This is a genomic window from Providencia sp. CIM-Carb-044, from assembly GCF_033901115.1.
GTDB lineage: Bacteria > Pseudomonadota > Gammaproteobacteria > Enterobacterales > Enterobacteriaceae > Providencia > Providencia hangzhouensis.
The window spans coordinates 289,128-304,198 of sequence record NZ_JAXADV010000004.1 but is presented as its reverse complement, the minus strand read 5'-3'; the positions used below and the strand labels follow the sequence as shown (position 1 = coordinate 304,198).

Genomic DNA, 15,071 nt, shown 5'->3' with positions numbered 1-15,071 from the left:
GTAAAAATGAAAAAACTAAATACGGTATTTTTTGTAATTTCAATGGCGATATTAACAGCAACCAGCTATGCAAATACAGCTGAACATAATCACTCTATTTATCCAGAAAAAGCGGCGGAACCAACAATTAACACTGAAGGAAAGCTAATCTCGATTGACAAAGATAATAAAAAATTAACGATAAATCATAAAGAAATAGAAAGCATTGGTTGGCCACCAATGACGATGCGTTTTACATATGAAGATGAAAATATGATCAACGGTTTACAAGAAAATGATGAATTGAAATTTTCATTTGTACAACAAGGTAATCTTTCAATGTTGAAATCCGTCGAAAAAATAAACTAAATAGGTAGAGAGATGTTATGTCATTAGTTAACCTGACCAAATTGCTATTGGTAATTATTTTATCGAGCGTTATTTCAATTTTATTTTACCGTTATTTTTTCGTTGTAGAAAATAATAGCCAATCAGTTGAAAAACAAGAACGCACCGTATTGTATTGGTATGATCCCATGTATCCCAATACCAAGTTTGATCAACCAGGGAAATCCCCTTTTATGGACATGGATCTTGTTCCTAAATATGCGGATGAAAACTTGGCTTCAGCGAATAGCAAAGGGGTAACAATTAACCCAACACAGACACAAAATTTAGGGCTTAAAACGGTGGATGTGAAGTGGGGGAAATTAAACTATGACTTAACATTTCCAGCCGAAATTGCGTTTAATGACCATCAATTTGCTATTGTACAAGCACGCGAAAATGGTTTTGTTGAAAAAGTTTATCCATTCACAGTAGGTGAGAGGATCCAAAAAGGCGTTCCTATTGCTGAGCTAACGATCCCTGCATGGGTTGAAGCACAAAGCGAATATCTTGCGCTTAAGCAAATGAATGCGAGCCAACAAGATCTTAATAGTGTCATTGAGCGTTTACGTTTAAATGGCATGCCAGAAGGCGCACTTTCTCAGTTTATTAAAACAGGAAAAGTGCAAACACGTTTTACTATTCAAGCTCCTATTTCTGGGGTAATTACTGCACTTAATCTACGTTTAGGGATGAACGTATCCAAAGAAGTCGTTATCGCACAAATACAAGGAACAGATCCATTATGGATTAATGCATCTGTTCCTCAATCAGTTGCTGAATTACTTAATCAACAAACACAATTTACAGTTTCTATTCCTGCCTATCCTTCGCAGTTATTTGCTGTAAAAAACTGGTTGATATTACCCAGTGCAGATCAAGCAAGTCGTACAATTAACATTCGTACAGAAATTGCTGATCCTAACCATTTATTAAAACCGGGTATGACAGCATATTTAAATTTAGTTGCAGAAGGTAATGAAAGTTTATTGATCCCTTCACAAGCCATTGTGGACTCAGGGAAAGAACAGCACGTTATTGCTGTTGGTGAGAATGGTGAATTTATTCCCAAAAGGGTGCGAGTGCTGAGCGAATCTCAACAAATGACAGCAATATCTGAAGGCTTACAAGTGGGTGAGCATATAGTGACTCAGGGTATTTTCCTGATTGATTCTGAAGCGAATATTGCCGGGGCATTAGCCAAGATGGAAGCGCTTCCTGAAGCATCAGCGTCATCTAATCATTCATCACATAAATCTCAGGAGTAGAGTATGTTGGAATGGATTATAAGACGCTCGGTTGCTAACCGATTTCTAGTGTTAATGGGAGTCGTGTTTTTAGTCATTGCGGGTATTTGGAGCATTCGCAGTACACCAGTTGATGCATTACCTGACTTATCTGATGTACAAGTGATCATCAAAACCACTTATCCAGGGCAAGCGCCGCAACTGGTCGAAAACCAAGTTACCTACCCGATAACGACGACGATGCTATCTGTGCCGGGAGCAAAAACGGTGCGGGGGTTTTCTGCATTTGGTGACTCATATGTTTATGTTATTTTTGAAGATAATACAGATTTATACTGGGCTCGTTCACGAGTTTTAGAATATTTAAATCAAGTCCAAAACCAATTACCCAAAGGTGCAGCAGCCTCCATTGGCCCTGATGCGACAGGTGTTGGTTGGATTTTTGAATATGCTTTAGTGGATAAAACTGGAAAACATAATCTAGCAGAACTACGTTCATTACAAGATTGGTTTTTGAAATATGAATTGAAGGCTTTGCCTAATGTTTCAGAAGTGGCAACCGTTGGCGGTGTGGTTAAATCTTACCAAATCTTAGTTGACCCACTCAAGCTCAGCCAATTTTCAGTGACATTACCTGAAATAAAACAGGCCGTTGAAATGGCTAACCAAGAAGCTGGTGGTTCATCGATTGAAATTGCTGAAGCTGAATATATGGTTAGAGCAAGTGGTTATCTTCAATCTATTGATGACTTCAATAAAATCTACCTAAAAACGCCAGAAAATGGTGTACCTATTTACTTACAAGATGTTGCTCGAATACAGGAAGGCCCCGAAATGCGTCGTGGGGTTGCTGAGCTAAATGGAGAAGGTGAGGTCGTTGGGGGAATTATTCTGCTTCGCTCTGGTGAAAATGCACGTAATGTGATTCAGGATGTAAAACAGAAACTTGAAGATTTAAGTGCTAGCTTGCCGGAAGGCATCGAAATTATCACGACTTATGATAGAAGCATTCTTATTGATAACGCGATTGATAATTTAAGTTATAAGTTACTAGAAGAATTTATTGTTGTCGCATTAGTGTGTGCCGTTTTTTTATGGCATTTCCGTTCTGCTCTCGTGGCAATTATTTCTTTGCCCCTTGGATTATTTATTGCCTTTATCGTCATGCGCTACCAAGGAATAAATGCAAATATTATGTCGTTAGGGGGCATTGCAATTGCGATCGGAGCAATGGTGGATGCCGCCATTGTTATGATCGAAAATGCACATAAAAAATTAGAAAAATGGCAACATGAAAATGAAGATAAAGTCATTGATAATGCCCAGCGTTGGAAAGTTATTACGGATTCCGCTGTTGAAGTTGGGCCTGCATTATTTATCAGTTTATTAATTATCACATTGTCTTTTATTCCTATCTTTATGTTGGAAGGGCAAGAAGGCCGTTTATTTGGTCCACTTGCATTCACAAAAACCTATGCCATGGCGGGTGCTGCGGCTTTAGCGCTGATTGTTATTCCAATTCTAATGGGATATTGGATCCGCGGTAATATTCCAAATGAAAATAAAAACCCACTGAATCGTTGGTTGATCTCACTCTATAGCCCTATTTTAATTAAGGTATTAGCGTGGCCGAAAACTACCTTATTAATTGGTTTCTTATCTTTATTTACGGTGATATGGCCATTAAAACATTTAGGTGGTGAATTTCTTCCTGCAATTAATGAAGGTGACTTACTTTATATGCCTTCAACATTACCGGGTGTTTCGCCTGCACAAGCGGCATTTTTACTACAAAATACGGATAAATTAATCAAAACTATTCCAGAGGTGGATACGGTATTTGGAAAAGTTGGTAAAGCTGAAACAGCAACGGATTCAGCACCTATGGAAATGATTGAAACAACGATACGTTTGAAGCCGCAAGCACAGTGGCGAGAAGGAATGACACTCGAAAAAATTATTGATGAGCTCGATGAAACGGTGCGTTTGCCAGGGGTTGCAAACTTATGGGTTCCACCTATTCGTAACCGTATTGATATGCTATCTATGGGAGTCAAAAGCCCTATAGGTATTAAAGTATCAGGCAGAGATCTTGAAGAAATCGATGCATTAGCCCAACAAATTGAAAAAGTCACAAAATCGGTACCGGGGGTGGTTTCAGTTTTGGCTGAGAGGTTGGTAGGCGGACGCTATATTGATGTCAAAATTGATAGAGAAAAAGCAGCCCGTTTTGGTATGAGTATTAGCGACGTACAAGTGTATATCTCAATGGCCACTGGTGGGGAAATGATTGGAGAAACAGTTGAAGGGATTGAGCGTTACCCAATTAGCATAAGATATCCTCAAGATTACCGAAATAGTGTATCTGCGATGAAGTTATTACCAATTTTAACGCCAAGCAAACAGCAAATTGTGCTTAGTGATGTTGCTGATGTCTCCGTGAATATGGGCGCTCCCATGTTGAAAACAGAGAACGCCAGACCGACTAGTTGGATTTATATTGATGCACGTGATCGTGATATGGTTTCTGTTATTAAAGATATTGATGCAGCAATAAAAGATAATATTCAAATGAAACCGGGTCTTAGCTATTCCTTTACGGGGCAATTTGAATTACTCGAAAGGGCTAACCAAAAATTAATGTTAATGGTCCCCGCGACTATCATGATTATTTTTGTACTACTTTATTTAGCCTTTAGACGATTTAGTGAAGCTTTACTGATTTTATTAAGTTTACCTTTTGCTTTAGTGGGCGCTATTTGGTTCCTTTATTGGATGAACTTTAATTTATCAGTTGCAACAGGAACTGGATTTATTGCATTGGCAGGTGTCGCGGCTGAATTTGGTGTAGTTATGTTGATTTATTTACGCCATGCAATCGAAGATAAAGAAAAACAGAAAGGAATAAGCAAGCTATCAAACCAAGATTTAGACCGTGCATTATATGAAGGCGCAGTTTTACGTGTTCGCCCTAAAGCCATGACGGTTGCCGTAATTTTAGCTGGTTTATTGCCAATATTACTTGGAACAGGAGTCGGTTCAGAAGTGATGAGCCGTATTGCTGCGCCGATGATTGGTGGAATGATAACTGCACCATTATTATCCCTATTTATCATTCCTGCGGCTTATAAATTAATCTGTCAGTTACGCCATAAAAAATAGACACTTTTTAAGTACTAGTCATTATTATTGATAAGGTAAATAGCAATGAAGAAGATAATTTTAGGTGGAATGTTTTTACTGTCATTTTCTGCATTTTCTCAAAACCAGAGCGTGCAATTGTATAAAGATGCAAACTGTGGTTGCTGCCAATTATGGGGAGAAGGAGTTAAAAAAGCAGGGTATGACGTTGTGGTCAATGAAATCAGTTATGATGAGTTGAACAAACTGAATGATGAGCTGAATGTGCCTTATAACTTACGCAGCTGTCATATCGCTAAATACAAAGGTAAAGTGATTGTTGGCCATGTTCCTGTCAGCAGTCTTGATGCGATTGATGCCTTACCAGCGGATGTGGTAGGGATTTCTGTTCCGGGTATGCCAATTGGTAGCCTAGGGATGGAGCAGCCAGATGGCCGTACTCAGCCTTATTCTGTGGTGCAGTTTAAAGCAAATGGTGAATATCGTTAATTGAGATAAAATTTATTAAGTTGCAGGATATCCTGCAACTTGTGTGTTTTATTCGCCTTCTAATATTAATTCGATGGCTTTGAGCTCTTTTTGCGTAAAATTACGATTTTTTAGTATCCCCATTGCATCATCAATTTGGCTGATACGGCTTGCGCCAATGAGAACGGAAGTGATCCTGTCGTGTCTCAGTAGCCATGCTAATGCCATTTGGTTTAGCTTTTGTCCTCTTTTTGTTGCCAGTTCATTCAGTTGTTTAACCTTTGATAAAATGTTTGACGTGAGTCTTTCTGGGGGCAAAGAAGGATTACCTGCAGCACGTGAATCAGCAGGGATGCCATTAAGGTAGCGATCGGTTAATATCCCACCAGCCAATGGAGAGTATGCGATAGAGCCAACGCCTTCTTCTTCCAGTAAATCGAGTAAATCTTCTTCGGGAGTACGTTCTAGCATGGAATATCTAGGTTGGTGAATCAGGCAAGGGGTTCCTAATTCATTGAGAATATTAATGGCTTCTTTGGCTAAATTGGTTGGGTAATTAGAAATCCCCACATACAGGGCTTTTCCTTGGCGAACAATGAGATCTAGCGCTCCCATGGTTTCTTCTAGTGGGGTATTGGGATCAGGTCGATGATGATAAAATATATCTACATAATCTAATCCCATTCGCTTCAAACTTTGGTTTAGGCTTGCAACTAAGTATTTTTTACTTCCCCAGTCACCATAAGGGCCGTCCCACATAGTGAAACCCGCTTTTGATGAAATAACCATTTCATCGCGATAAGGCAGAAAATCCCGCTGCATAATTTTGCCAAATGTACTTTCGGCAGAGCCTGGTGGTGGCCCATAATTATTAGCAAGATCAAAATGGGTGATCCCAAGGTTAAAAGCATGGCGAAGCATGGCTTGGCAATTATCAAAGGGTTTGTTATCGCCAAAGTTGTGCCATAATCCTAATGAAATCAGTGGCAAGCGTAATCCGCTACGGCCACATAAACGATATTCCATTTCAGTATAGCGCTTTGATGATGCAACATAAGGCATACTTCACCTCCAAAATAGTGGGTAAAACTCAATTTATACTGTCATAAAGCTAAAAAGTAGGCTGAGGAATCAATGCTAATTTGTTCTTGACTAGAAGGTTTATGAGTAAATTGTGATAGAGCCCGAAAAAAGCGTGAAGTATTTTGGCATTCGTGGGTATCGGCTGCGTGCCAATCCCCACGTTTTATATATTAGGCTTGCTCTGAGCGGGTAAATACCAGCTCGTTACCTTTAGATTGGCTTTCATCAAATTGATAGCCTTCTAAATTAAAATCAGCCAGTTGGTCTGTTTTCGTTAATTTATTTTGGATGATAAAGCGGCTCATTAAACCCCGCGCTTTTTTTGCATAAAAACTGATAACTTTATATTTACCATTTTTTTCATCAAGGAAAATAGGCTTGATAATTTGCCCGTCCAGTTTTTTTGTATTCACTGATTTAAAATATTCATCTGAGGCAAGGTTGACTAATATTTGATCTTTTTGCTCCGCTAATGCGTGATTTAATTGCTTGGTAATGATGTCTCCCCAAAACTCATATAAATCTTTTCCACGGGTATTTTTTAATCGAATTCCCATTTCTAAGCGATAAGGTTGCATTAAATCTAGCGGTCTTAAGATACCGTAAAGACCTGATAATATGCGTAAATGAGATTGAGCAAACGCAAAATCGTCTTGAGAAAAGGTTTCTGCTTGCATACCCGTATACACATCCCCTTTGAAGGCAAGGATCGCTTGGCGTGCATTTTCTGGGGTAAAGTCCGCATGCCATTCTGCAAAACGGGCAGCATTGAGCCCCGCAAGCTTGTCACTAATTTTCATTAAACTGGCAATATCTGCAGGGGTTAATTTACGACAGACATTAATTAATTTTTGTGACTCAGTAAGTAATTCAGGCTGAGTAAACTGCTGTGTCGCAAGTGGGCTTTCGTAGTCTAATGTTTTTGCAGGTGAAATTGTAATAAGCATGACTTGACCCTTTATAAAGAATGATACTGCTTACTTTAGCAAAAATTCTTCCTAATTGGCTAATTGATACGATAAGCCAAACCAATATTATTCTTTAATTACAATGATAGCACAATATAACTAGCTAAAAGGATTCAGTTTCTAATTGGCTAGCGAAATCGATTGCCAATCAAATAGTTGCTTTTGACTAGATTTACTTGCTTGCAGCAATATGGATGCATGATATTATCTGTAGACGGTGCGGCGATAGCCACAATTCCTTTATAATACGCAAAGTAATTCAAGTTGCAGTTTGTTAGCCTACACCACAAGAGTCGCAAGAATTGTAGGTAGCTAACCACCGCTACAACTTGGAATATGACGGGTATAACAACGAGATTAAAGAAATGACCGATAAACTAACCTCATTACGTAGTCTGACAACTGTTGTTGCTGATACTGGCGACATCGAAGCGATGAAGCTTTACAAACCACAAGACGCGACCACAAATCCCTCGCTGATCTTAAATGCTGCACAAATTCCTGAGTACCGTAAATTAATTGATGAAGCGGTAGAATGGGCTCGTAAGCAAAGCAATAATCGCGAGCAACAAATTGTTGATGCTTGTGACAAGCTGGCTGTTAATATCGGTCTGGAAATTCTGAAATTAGTTCCGGGTCGTATTTCTACTGAAGTTGATGCGCGCCTGTCTTATGATGAAGAAGCTTGTATTGCTAAAGCGCGTCACTTAATCAAAATGTATAACGATGCAGGTATTAGCAATGACCGTATTCTGATCAAACTGGCTTCAACTTGGCAGGGTATCCGTGCTGCAGAGAAACTGGAAAAAGAAGGCATTAACTGTAACCTGACTTTATTATTCTCTTTTGCTCAAGCTCGTGCTTGTGCGGAAGCGGGTGTATACCTGATTTCTCCATTTGTGGGCCGTATTCTTGACTGGTACAAAGCGAATACAGATAAGAAAGAATTCGCACCACATGAAGACCCAGGTGTGGTTTCTGTTACTGAAATCTACAACTACTACAAAGCTCACGGTTATAAAACTGTGGTTATGGGCGCAAGCTTCCGTAACGTGGGTGAAATCATTGAACTAGCAGGTTGTGACCGTTTAACTATCTCTCCAGGCTTATTAAAAGAGCTGTCTGAATCACAAGGTGAATTAGTACGTAAACTGACTGATACAGGTAAAACTAAAGAGCCAGGCGCTAAGTTGACTGAAGCAGAGTTCTATTGGCAGCACAACCAAGACCCAATGGCGGTTGATAAACTGTCTGACGGTATCCGTAAGTTTGCAGTAGACCAAGAAAAACTGGAAAAAATGATTGCAGATTTACTGTAATTTGTTTCGTTTTTTCTTTCAAACCCAGCCAGTTGGTTGGGTTTTTTTATACCTATTTTTCATTGAGTTAGTTCTCAATTTCAAGATATAAAATCAAGGGCGCTTTATGCAATCGTTCATCATGGTATGATATTGCCCCTGTTTATTATTAAGTGAACAGTTTTTGATTGAATAATTTCTTTGAGGTTTGTATGGATGAATTGCGCATAGGTCTGGTTTCCGTTTCTGATCGTGCTTCGAGTGGTATTTATGAAGACAAAGGCATTCCCGCATTAGAAGAGTGGTTAGCGAAAACGTTGACAACCCCTTTTCGTATCGAAACTCGCCTGATCCCTGATGAGCAAATCATGATAGAGCAAACATTATGTGAGCTGGTGGATGAGTTTGCTTGCCATTTAGTCCTAACCACAGGCGGCACAGGACCTGCTCGCCGTGATGTCACGCCTGATGCAACCCTTGCGATTGCAGACCGTGAAATGCCAGGTTTTGGCGAACAAATGCGCCAAATTAGCCTAAAGTTCGTCCCTACTGCGATACTGTCACGCCAAGTAGGGGTAATACGCAACCAGGCTTTGATTTTAAATTTACCTGGGCAGCCTAAAGCGATCGCGGAAACTCTGGAAGGTTTAAAAGACAAAGAAGGGAATGTGGTAGTTTCTGGTATTTTTGCCAGTGTTCCTTATTGTATTCAATTGCTTGATGGCCCATATGTAGAAACAGACCCTTCGGTTGTGAAGGCATTTAGGCCTAAATCCGCAATTCGTCCTGAATAGTTTGCGATGTAATCAGGTGAGGCTTAGCTCACCTGATTAATAATATTTAATGCATAAAATCACATACGTTAGTTAAATTTAACCACGTTGGCCAATCGGTAATACCGTTTTGCCATATTGCTCATTTAATATTTCTGCGACCGCTAAATAAAATGCGCTAGCGCCACAGATAATTCCTTCAAAACCAGCAAATTTTAGTAATGCTGCATTTCCCGTAATATTGCCAATCGCTAATAAAGCGAATAATACAGTTAAGCTACCAAAGACAAATTGCAAAACAAAATTAGCTTTGAAGGTTCCTAAAAACATGAAAAAGGTAAAAATTCCCCAAATAGCGAGGAAAACACCTAAAAACTCAGGTGAAGTTGCTTCGGCTAATCCCATTGAAGGCAAAAATAATAACCCCACTAATGCAATCCAAAACATACCGTAAGAGGTAAATGCAGTTGCACCGAATGTATTGCCTTTTTTGTATTCAATCAGACCTGCAATAAATTGAGCAATACCACCATAAAAAATGCCCATACTTAAAATAACGGATGAAAGAGGGAAAAAACCTGCATTATGAATATTCAGCAGGATGGTTGTCATACCAAAGCCTAGTAAACCAAGTGGGCCTGGATTTGCAAGAGAGCTAGACTGCATATAACCTCTGGTAAAATATAAAAAATTCAAATAGATAAAAAACAAAAAGGTTTTGCCAAAGTGACAGCGGCGGCGCATCATACGCAGTTTTAATTGTTTAAACCATGATCACAAGACAGGTTTTTTTGCAATAAATGCAAATTTTTTTGATTCTCCCCCTTGATGAATGAATTTGTGACCCCATCTTAAAAGCATCAACTGATATCAATCCAAATTATTGCGTATTGAAAAATAATTTAGGCTCAGAGTGAAAACTCCCTTGAAAATGAAATATTGAGCCTCATATAGATTGATATCGAAATCATAGTGAAAAGAATTCCTTTGGAGGCGTTTTAGATGGGTAAAATCATTGGTATCGACTTGGGTACAACTAACTCATGCGTTGCAATTATGGATGGTACTACAGCTCGTGTTCTGGAGAACAGCGAAGGTGATAGAACTACTCCTTCCATCATTGCGTACACTCAAGATGGTGAAATTTTAGTTGGTCAGCCAGCGAAACGTCAGGCTGTGACTAACCCAGAAAATACTTTATTTGCAATTAAACGTTTGATTGGTCGTCGTTTCCAAGACGAAGAAGTTCAGCGCGACGTTTCTATCATGCCATATAAAATCATTGCGGCTGATAACGGCGATGCTTGGTTAGATGTGAAAGGCCAAAAAATGGCTCCACCACAAGTTTCAGCTGAAGTTCTGAAAAAAATGAAGAAAACAGCAGAAGACTATTTAGGTGAGCCAGTAACAGAAGCAGTTATTACTGTGCCTGCTTACTTTAACGATGCTCAGCGTCAAGCGACTAAAGATGCTGGCCGTATTGCTGGTTTAGAAGTAAAACGTATCATTAACGAACCAACAGCAGCTGCATTAGCATACGGCTTAGACAGAGAAGTTGGTAACCGTACTATCGCGGTTTATGACTTAGGTGGCGGTACATTCGACTTATCAATCATCGAAATCGATGAAGTTGATGGCGAAAAAACGTATGAAGTTCTGGCTACCAATGGTGACACACACTTAGGTGGTGAAGACTTTGATACACGTTTAATCAACTACTTAGTTGAAGAATTTAAGAAAGAACAAGGTGTTGACCTGCGTAACGACCCGTTAGCAATGCAACGTCTGAAAGAAGCTGCAGAAAAAGCGAAAATTGAGCTGTCTTCTGCACAACAAACAGATGTTAACCTGCCGTATATTACAGCAGATGCAACAGGTCCTAAACACATGAATATCAAAGTGACTCGTGCGAAATTAGAGTCACTGGTAGAAGATTTAGTTAAGCGTTCTATGGAGCCAGTTAAAGTTGCTCTGCAAGACGCAGGCTTAAGCGTGAGCGAAATCAACGATGTTATCTTAGTTGGTGGTCAAACACGTATGCCAATGGTTCAAAAAGTTGTTGCTGATTTCTTTGGTAAAGAACCACGTAAAGACGTTAACCCAGATGAAGCAGTTGCAATGGGTGCGGCAGTTCAAGGTGGTGTTTTAGCGGGTGATGTTAAAGACGTTCTGTTACTTGACGTAACTCCTCTGTCTTTAGGTATCGAAACCATGGGTGGCGTGATGACTTCGTTAATTGCGAAGAATACCACTATCCCAACTAAACATAGCCAAGTGTTCTCAACAGCTGAAGATAACCAAGCAGCGGTAACTATTCATGTTCTGCAAGGTGAGCGTAAACGCGCAAGTGACAACAAATCACTGGGGCAGTTTAACTTAGATGGTATTCAACCTGCACCACGTGGTATGCCACAAATCGAAGTGACTTTTGATATCGATGCGGATGGTATCTTGCATGTTTCTGCTAAAGATAAAAATAGTGGACGTGAGCAAAACATCACCATTAAGGCTTCTTCAGGTCTGAATGATGAGGAAATCGAAAAAATGGTACGTGATGCAGAAGCAAACGCTGAAGCTGACCGTAAATTTGAAGAGCTAGTTCAGGTTCGTAACCAAGCTGACCAATTAGTTCACGGTACTCGTAAACAAATCGAAGAAGCCGGTGATAAATTACCAGCTGAAGATAAAGCGAATATCGAAAAAGCAACTTCTGAATTAGAAGCTGCAGCAAAAGGTGAAGACAAAGCGGATATTGAAGCGAAAATCCAAGCTTTAGTCACGGCATCTGCAAAACTTCTGGAAATCGCACAGCAACAAGCTCAAGCGGGCGGTGCAGCTGGCGCAGGCGCAGAAGCGAAAAAAGATGATGATGTTGTTGATGCTGAATTCGAAGAAGTTAACGACAAAGACAAAAAATAATGCCCTTAGCGGGCGCAGTAGCTATAGCAAATGATAGTTAATGGTTACTGATACCGGATACGGGCGTCGAGGCAACTCTACGCCCGTTCCGCATGTTAAGGGTAAAATTAAATGGCAAAAAGAGATTTTTATGAGGTATTAGGCCTCGAAAGAAATGCATCGGATAAAGATATTAAGCGTGCTTATAAGCGCTTAGCGATGAAGCATCACCCTGACCGTAATCAGGGTGATAAAGATTCAGAAGATAAATTTAAAGAGATCAAAGAAGCTTACGAAGTTCTTTCTGACGAGCAAAAACGTGCGGCTTATGACCAGTATGGTCATGCTGCGTTTGAGCAAGGTGGAATGGGCGGAGGCGGTGGCTTCGGTGGTGCGGACTTTAGTGATATCTTTGGTGACGTCTTCGGTGATATTTTTGGAGGCGGCCGCAGACAGCAGCGCCCAAGCCGTGGTTCTGATCTACAGTACAACATGGAACTGACTCTCGAAGAGGCTGTCCGTGGAGTGACCAAAGAAATCCGTATTCCAACCTTGGAAACCTGTGACGTTTGTCATGGTAATGGTGCGAAACCAGGAACTAGTGCGGATACGTGCTCAACCTGTCACGGTATGGGCCAAGTCCATATGCGCCAAGGCTTTTTCTCTGTACAACAGCCTTGTCCAACGTGTCATGGTCGCGGTAAAGTTATCAAAGATCCATGCAACAAATGTCATGGCCATGGCCGTGTTGAAAGATATAAAACACTGTCAGTTAAAATTCCAGCAGGTGTAGATACAGGTGACCGTGTTCGCTTGTCAGGAGAAGGTGAGGCCGGAGAAAACGGGGCACCAGCAGGAGATTTATTCGTTCAGGTTCATGTATTGCCTCATAATATTTTTGAGCGTGATGGTAATAACCTGCACTGTGAGGTTCCAATTAACTTTGCTGATGCAGCACTGGGGGGCGAAATTGAAGTACCAACCCTTGATGGCCGTGTAAAACTGAAAATCCCAGCAGAAACCCAAACCGGTAAAATTTTCCGTATGAAAGGAAAAGGTGTGAAATCGGTACGTGGTGGTCTGCAAGGTGATTTAATGTGCCACATTGTTGTTGAAACCCCCGTTAAACTCAATGAGAAACAAAAAGAGTTGCTCAAAGAGTTTGGTGAATCACTAGGTGGAAAGAGTGGTGAGAAGAACAGCCCGCGCTCTAAAAGCTTTTTAGATGGCGTTAAGAAATTCTTTGATGATTTAACTAATAAATAATTAGTTAATAATTGGAAAAGTTAGAATGGCTGACTGAGCATATTGCCAAGTCAGCCATTTTTTTATCTTATTTTACGACTTCACCACTAGCAACCACAGTTTCGCGGACTTTACTGGCAAAATCTTGAGCTTCTTTGATAATTGTATTTTCATCAGCAGTCAGTATTTTACGGTCTTGCATTAATACTTTGCCATCAACAATAGTATGGCGAACATTGGCTCCATTTGCGCCATAGACTAATGCGGCATAGGGGCTATACATAGGAACCATATTTGGTGATTTGGTATCAATAACAATGATATCAGCTAATTTCCCTGCTTCGAGAGAGCCGAGTTTGTCTTCCATATGTAATACCTGCGCAGAGCCCATGGTCGCCATCTCAACAACAGTGATTGGTGGCATCGCTGCTCTATCTTTATTGGCTAGTTTGTGAATTTTACCGACTAAATTTAGCTCATTTAACGTCGTTAGCGTATTACTCGACATTGGTCCATCCGTTCCCAAACCAACGCGGATCCCTTTTTCCAGCATGGTTGTCACAGGGGCAACACCTTTAGCAGACTTAGTATTCGCACTGATATTATGCGCAACGCCGACATCATACTGCTTGAGTAGATCCATATCCTTTTCATCAACCATAATGGCGTGTGCTGCAATAACTTTATTATTCAGTGCACCAATGTCAGCCATATATTGTACAGGGCTTTTCCCTCCTGTACGTTTGGCTATCTCTTCTTGTTCACGGTCAGTTTCCGCCAGATGGATCATTACTGGAACATTAAGTTCTTGAGATAATTTTGCTATTTTCTGTAAATGCTCTGTTGTATTGGTATAAGGCGCATGAGGCGCAAAAGCAGGGGTGATACGTGGGTGATCTTTGTATTGATTGATAAAGTTGACTGCATAATCGATACCTTCATCTGCATTTTTTGCATCAGCGACGGGAAATTGAATCACTGATTCCCCAAGAATCGCTCTTAGTCCAATTTTATCAACGGTTTTAGCCACTTCATCTTCAAAGTAATACATATCAACGTAAGTTGTGACTCCACCTTTAATCATTTCAATATTCGCAAGGTTGGCCCCAACTCGTACCATTTCACGGGAAACCATTTTATTTTCTAATGGGAAAATATAACGGTGTAAACGGTCTGGCACATCATCAGCTAAGGAACGAAACACGGTCATAGATGCATGTGTGTGAGTGTTAATTAGCCCTGGCATGACAATATCGCCATTAACATTCAGGACATTAGGTGCTTGATAATTTTGAGCAAGTTCAGGGCCACCAACCGCAATAATTTTATTGCCTTTGATGACAACCGTGCCATGGTCAATAACCTGTTTTTTAGCATCCATTGTTAAGATGGTTCCATCTACGATTATGGTGTCCGCGGGGATAGCTGAAAAACTAGGAAAAGAAGCACTAATAATGGAAATAGCCAGTAAAGATTTTAAAAGCGACATTTTGGCCTCATATCTGGTGAGAAAATATAACAATTATGGGTAAATAAAAAGCAATAATACGATTTTGAATAAAGCTAAATTAGTTGCTTGATAAC

At 40.1% G+C, this 15,071-nt stretch carries 12 protein-coding genes; 8 read left to right on the top strand and 4 right to left on the bottom strand.

The genetic code is table 11. From position 1 onward, the window contains the following. The first annotated feature begins 6 nt into the window (after nucleotides 1-6). From SJ312_RS10865 to SJ312_RS10850, 4 genes are read left to right on the top strand one after another with little or no spacing between them, the layout of a single operon-like run. On the top strand, nucleotides 7-348 hold the full coding sequence (locus tag SJ312_RS10865) for a copper-binding protein (RefSeq protein ID WP_243154736.1): 342 nt from the start codon (nucleotides 7-9) through the stop codon (nucleotides 346-348). Nucleotides 349-365: 17 nt separating this feature from the next. After that, nucleotides 366-1,634, top strand: a complete 1,269-nt coding sequence (locus tag SJ312_RS10860) for an efflux RND transporter periplasmic adaptor subunit (protein ID WP_187710552.1) — start codon at nucleotides 366-368, stop codon at nucleotides 1,632-1,634. A gap of 3 nt (nucleotides 1,635-1,637) precedes the next feature. Next, nucleotides 1,638-4,775, top strand: a complete 3,138-nt coding sequence (locus tag SJ312_RS10855; RefSeq protein ID WP_319867650.1) for a CusA/CzcA family heavy metal efflux RND transporter — start codon at nucleotides 1,638-1,640, stop codon at nucleotides 4,773-4,775. A 45-nt stretch (nucleotides 4,776-4,820) separates the two neighbouring features. Further along, the gene (locus SJ312_RS10850) at nucleotides 4,821-5,243 is read left to right on the top strand and encodes a DUF411 domain-containing protein (protein WP_004905661.1); all 423 of its coding nucleotides are present in this window, start codon (nucleotides 4,821-4,823) and stop codon (nucleotides 5,241-5,243) included. Between the two features lie 48 nt (nucleotides 5,244-5,291). Here SJ312_RS10850 and SJ312_RS10845 read toward each other — a convergent pair whose 3' ends face one another. Both SJ312_RS10845 and yaaA read right to left on the bottom strand, forming a co-directional pair. Then, nucleotides 5,292-6,284: an aldo/keto reductase gene (locus tag SJ312_RS10845; RefSeq protein ID WP_153673990.1), complete on the bottom strand. Its 993-nt coding sequence runs from the start codon at nucleotides 6,282-6,284 to the stop codon at nucleotides 5,292-5,294. A 191-nt stretch (nucleotides 6,285-6,475) separates the two neighbouring features. Continuing rightward, a complete protein-coding gene (gene yaaA, locus SJ312_RS10840) occupies nucleotides 6,476-7,252 on the bottom strand; it encodes a peroxide stress protein YaaA (protein ID WP_004905658.1) in 777 nt (258 codons plus the stop codon). Between the two features lie 386 nt (nucleotides 7,253-7,638). Between yaaA and tal the strand changes: the two genes are divergently transcribed. Both tal and mog read left to right on the top strand, forming a co-directional pair. Then, on the top strand, nucleotides 7,639-8,592 hold the full coding sequence (tal, locus tag SJ312_RS10835; RefSeq protein WP_036958561.1) for a transaldolase: 954 nt from the start codon (nucleotides 7,639-7,641) through the stop codon (nucleotides 8,590-8,592). 191 nt (nucleotides 8,593-8,783) lie between these two features. Continuing rightward, entirely contained in the window at nucleotides 8,784-9,365 is a 582-nt protein-coding gene (mog, locus tag SJ312_RS10830) for a molybdopterin adenylyltransferase (protein WP_110592421.1), read from the top strand. Nucleotides 9,366-9,443: 78 nt separating this feature from the next. Here mog and satP read toward each other — a convergent pair whose 3' ends face one another. Further along, nucleotides 9,444-10,010 (bottom strand): acetate uptake transporter, encoded by a 567-nt coding sequence (gene satP, locus SJ312_RS10825; RefSeq protein WP_004905651.1) that lies wholly within the window; start codon nucleotides 10,008-10,010, stop codon nucleotides 9,444-9,446. 336 nt (nucleotides 10,011-10,346) lie between these two features. On the opposite strand from satP, the gene dnaK reads away from it, so the two are divergent. Both dnaK and dnaJ read left to right on the top strand, forming a co-directional pair. Then, nucleotides 10,347-12,263 carry a molecular chaperone DnaK gene (dnaK, locus tag SJ312_RS10820; RefSeq protein WP_004905650.1) on the top strand — a complete coding sequence of 639 codons (1,917 nt, stop codon included), beginning with the start codon at nucleotides 10,347-10,349 and terminating at the stop codon, nucleotides 12,261-12,263. 111 nt (nucleotides 12,264-12,374) lie between these two features. Then, nucleotides 12,375-13,508 (top strand): molecular chaperone DnaJ, encoded by a 1,134-nt coding sequence (gene dnaJ, locus SJ312_RS10815; protein ID WP_110592420.1) that lies wholly within the window; start codon nucleotides 12,375-12,377, stop codon nucleotides 13,506-13,508. A 67-nt stretch (nucleotides 13,509-13,575) separates the two neighbouring features. On the opposite strand, the gene SJ312_RS10810 is transcribed toward dnaJ, so the two are convergent. Next, nucleotides 13,576-14,976 carry an amidohydrolase gene (locus SJ312_RS10810; protein ID WP_110592419.1) on the bottom strand — a complete coding sequence of 467 codons (1,401 nt, stop codon included), beginning with the start codon at nucleotides 14,974-14,976 and terminating at the stop codon, nucleotides 13,576-13,578. Nucleotides 14,977-15,071 lie beyond the last annotated feature (95 nt).

Bases quoted from the DNA above. Each gene is read 5' to 3' on its own strand.
- SJ312_RS10865 (WP_243154736.1), top strand. From the start codon at position 7: ATGAAAAAACTAAATACGGTATTTTTTGTAATTTCAATGGCGATATTA.
- SJ312_RS10860 (WP_187710552.1), top strand. From the start codon at position 366: ATGTCATTAGTTAACCTGACCAAATTGCTATTGGTAATTATTTTATCG.
- SJ312_RS10855 (WP_319867650.1), top strand. From the start codon at position 1,638: ATGTTGGAATGGATTATAAGACGCTCGGTTGCTAACCGATTTCTAGTG.
- SJ312_RS10850 (WP_004905661.1), top strand. From the start codon at position 4,821: ATGAAGAAGATAATTTTAGGTGGAATGTTTTTACTGTCATTTTCTGCA.
- SJ312_RS10845 (WP_153673990.1), bottom strand. From the start codon at position 6,284: ATGCCTTATGTTGCATCATCAAAGCGCTATACTGAAATGGAATATCGT.
- yaaA (WP_004905658.1), bottom strand. From the start codon at position 7,252: ATGCTTATTACAATTTCACCTGCAAAAACATTAGACTACGAAAGCCCA.
- tal (WP_036958561.1), top strand. From the start codon at position 7,639: ATGACCGATAAACTAACCTCATTACGTAGTCTGACAACTGTTGTTGCT.
- mog (WP_110592421.1), top strand. From the start codon at position 8,784: ATGGATGAATTGCGCATAGGTCTGGTTTCCGTTTCTGATCGTGCTTCG.
- satP (WP_004905651.1), bottom strand. From the start codon at position 10,010: ATGCAGTCTAGCTCTCTTGCAAATCCAGGCCCACTTGGTTTACTAGGC.
- dnaK (WP_004905650.1), top strand. From the start codon at position 10,347: ATGGGTAAAATCATTGGTATCGACTTGGGTACAACTAACTCATGCGTT.
- dnaJ (WP_110592420.1), top strand. From the start codon at position 12,375: ATGGCAAAAAGAGATTTTTATGAGGTATTAGGCCTCGAAAGAAATGCA.
- SJ312_RS10810 (WP_110592419.1), bottom strand. From the start codon at position 14,976: ATGTCGCTTTTAAAATCTTTACTGGCTATTTCCATTATTAGTGCTTCT.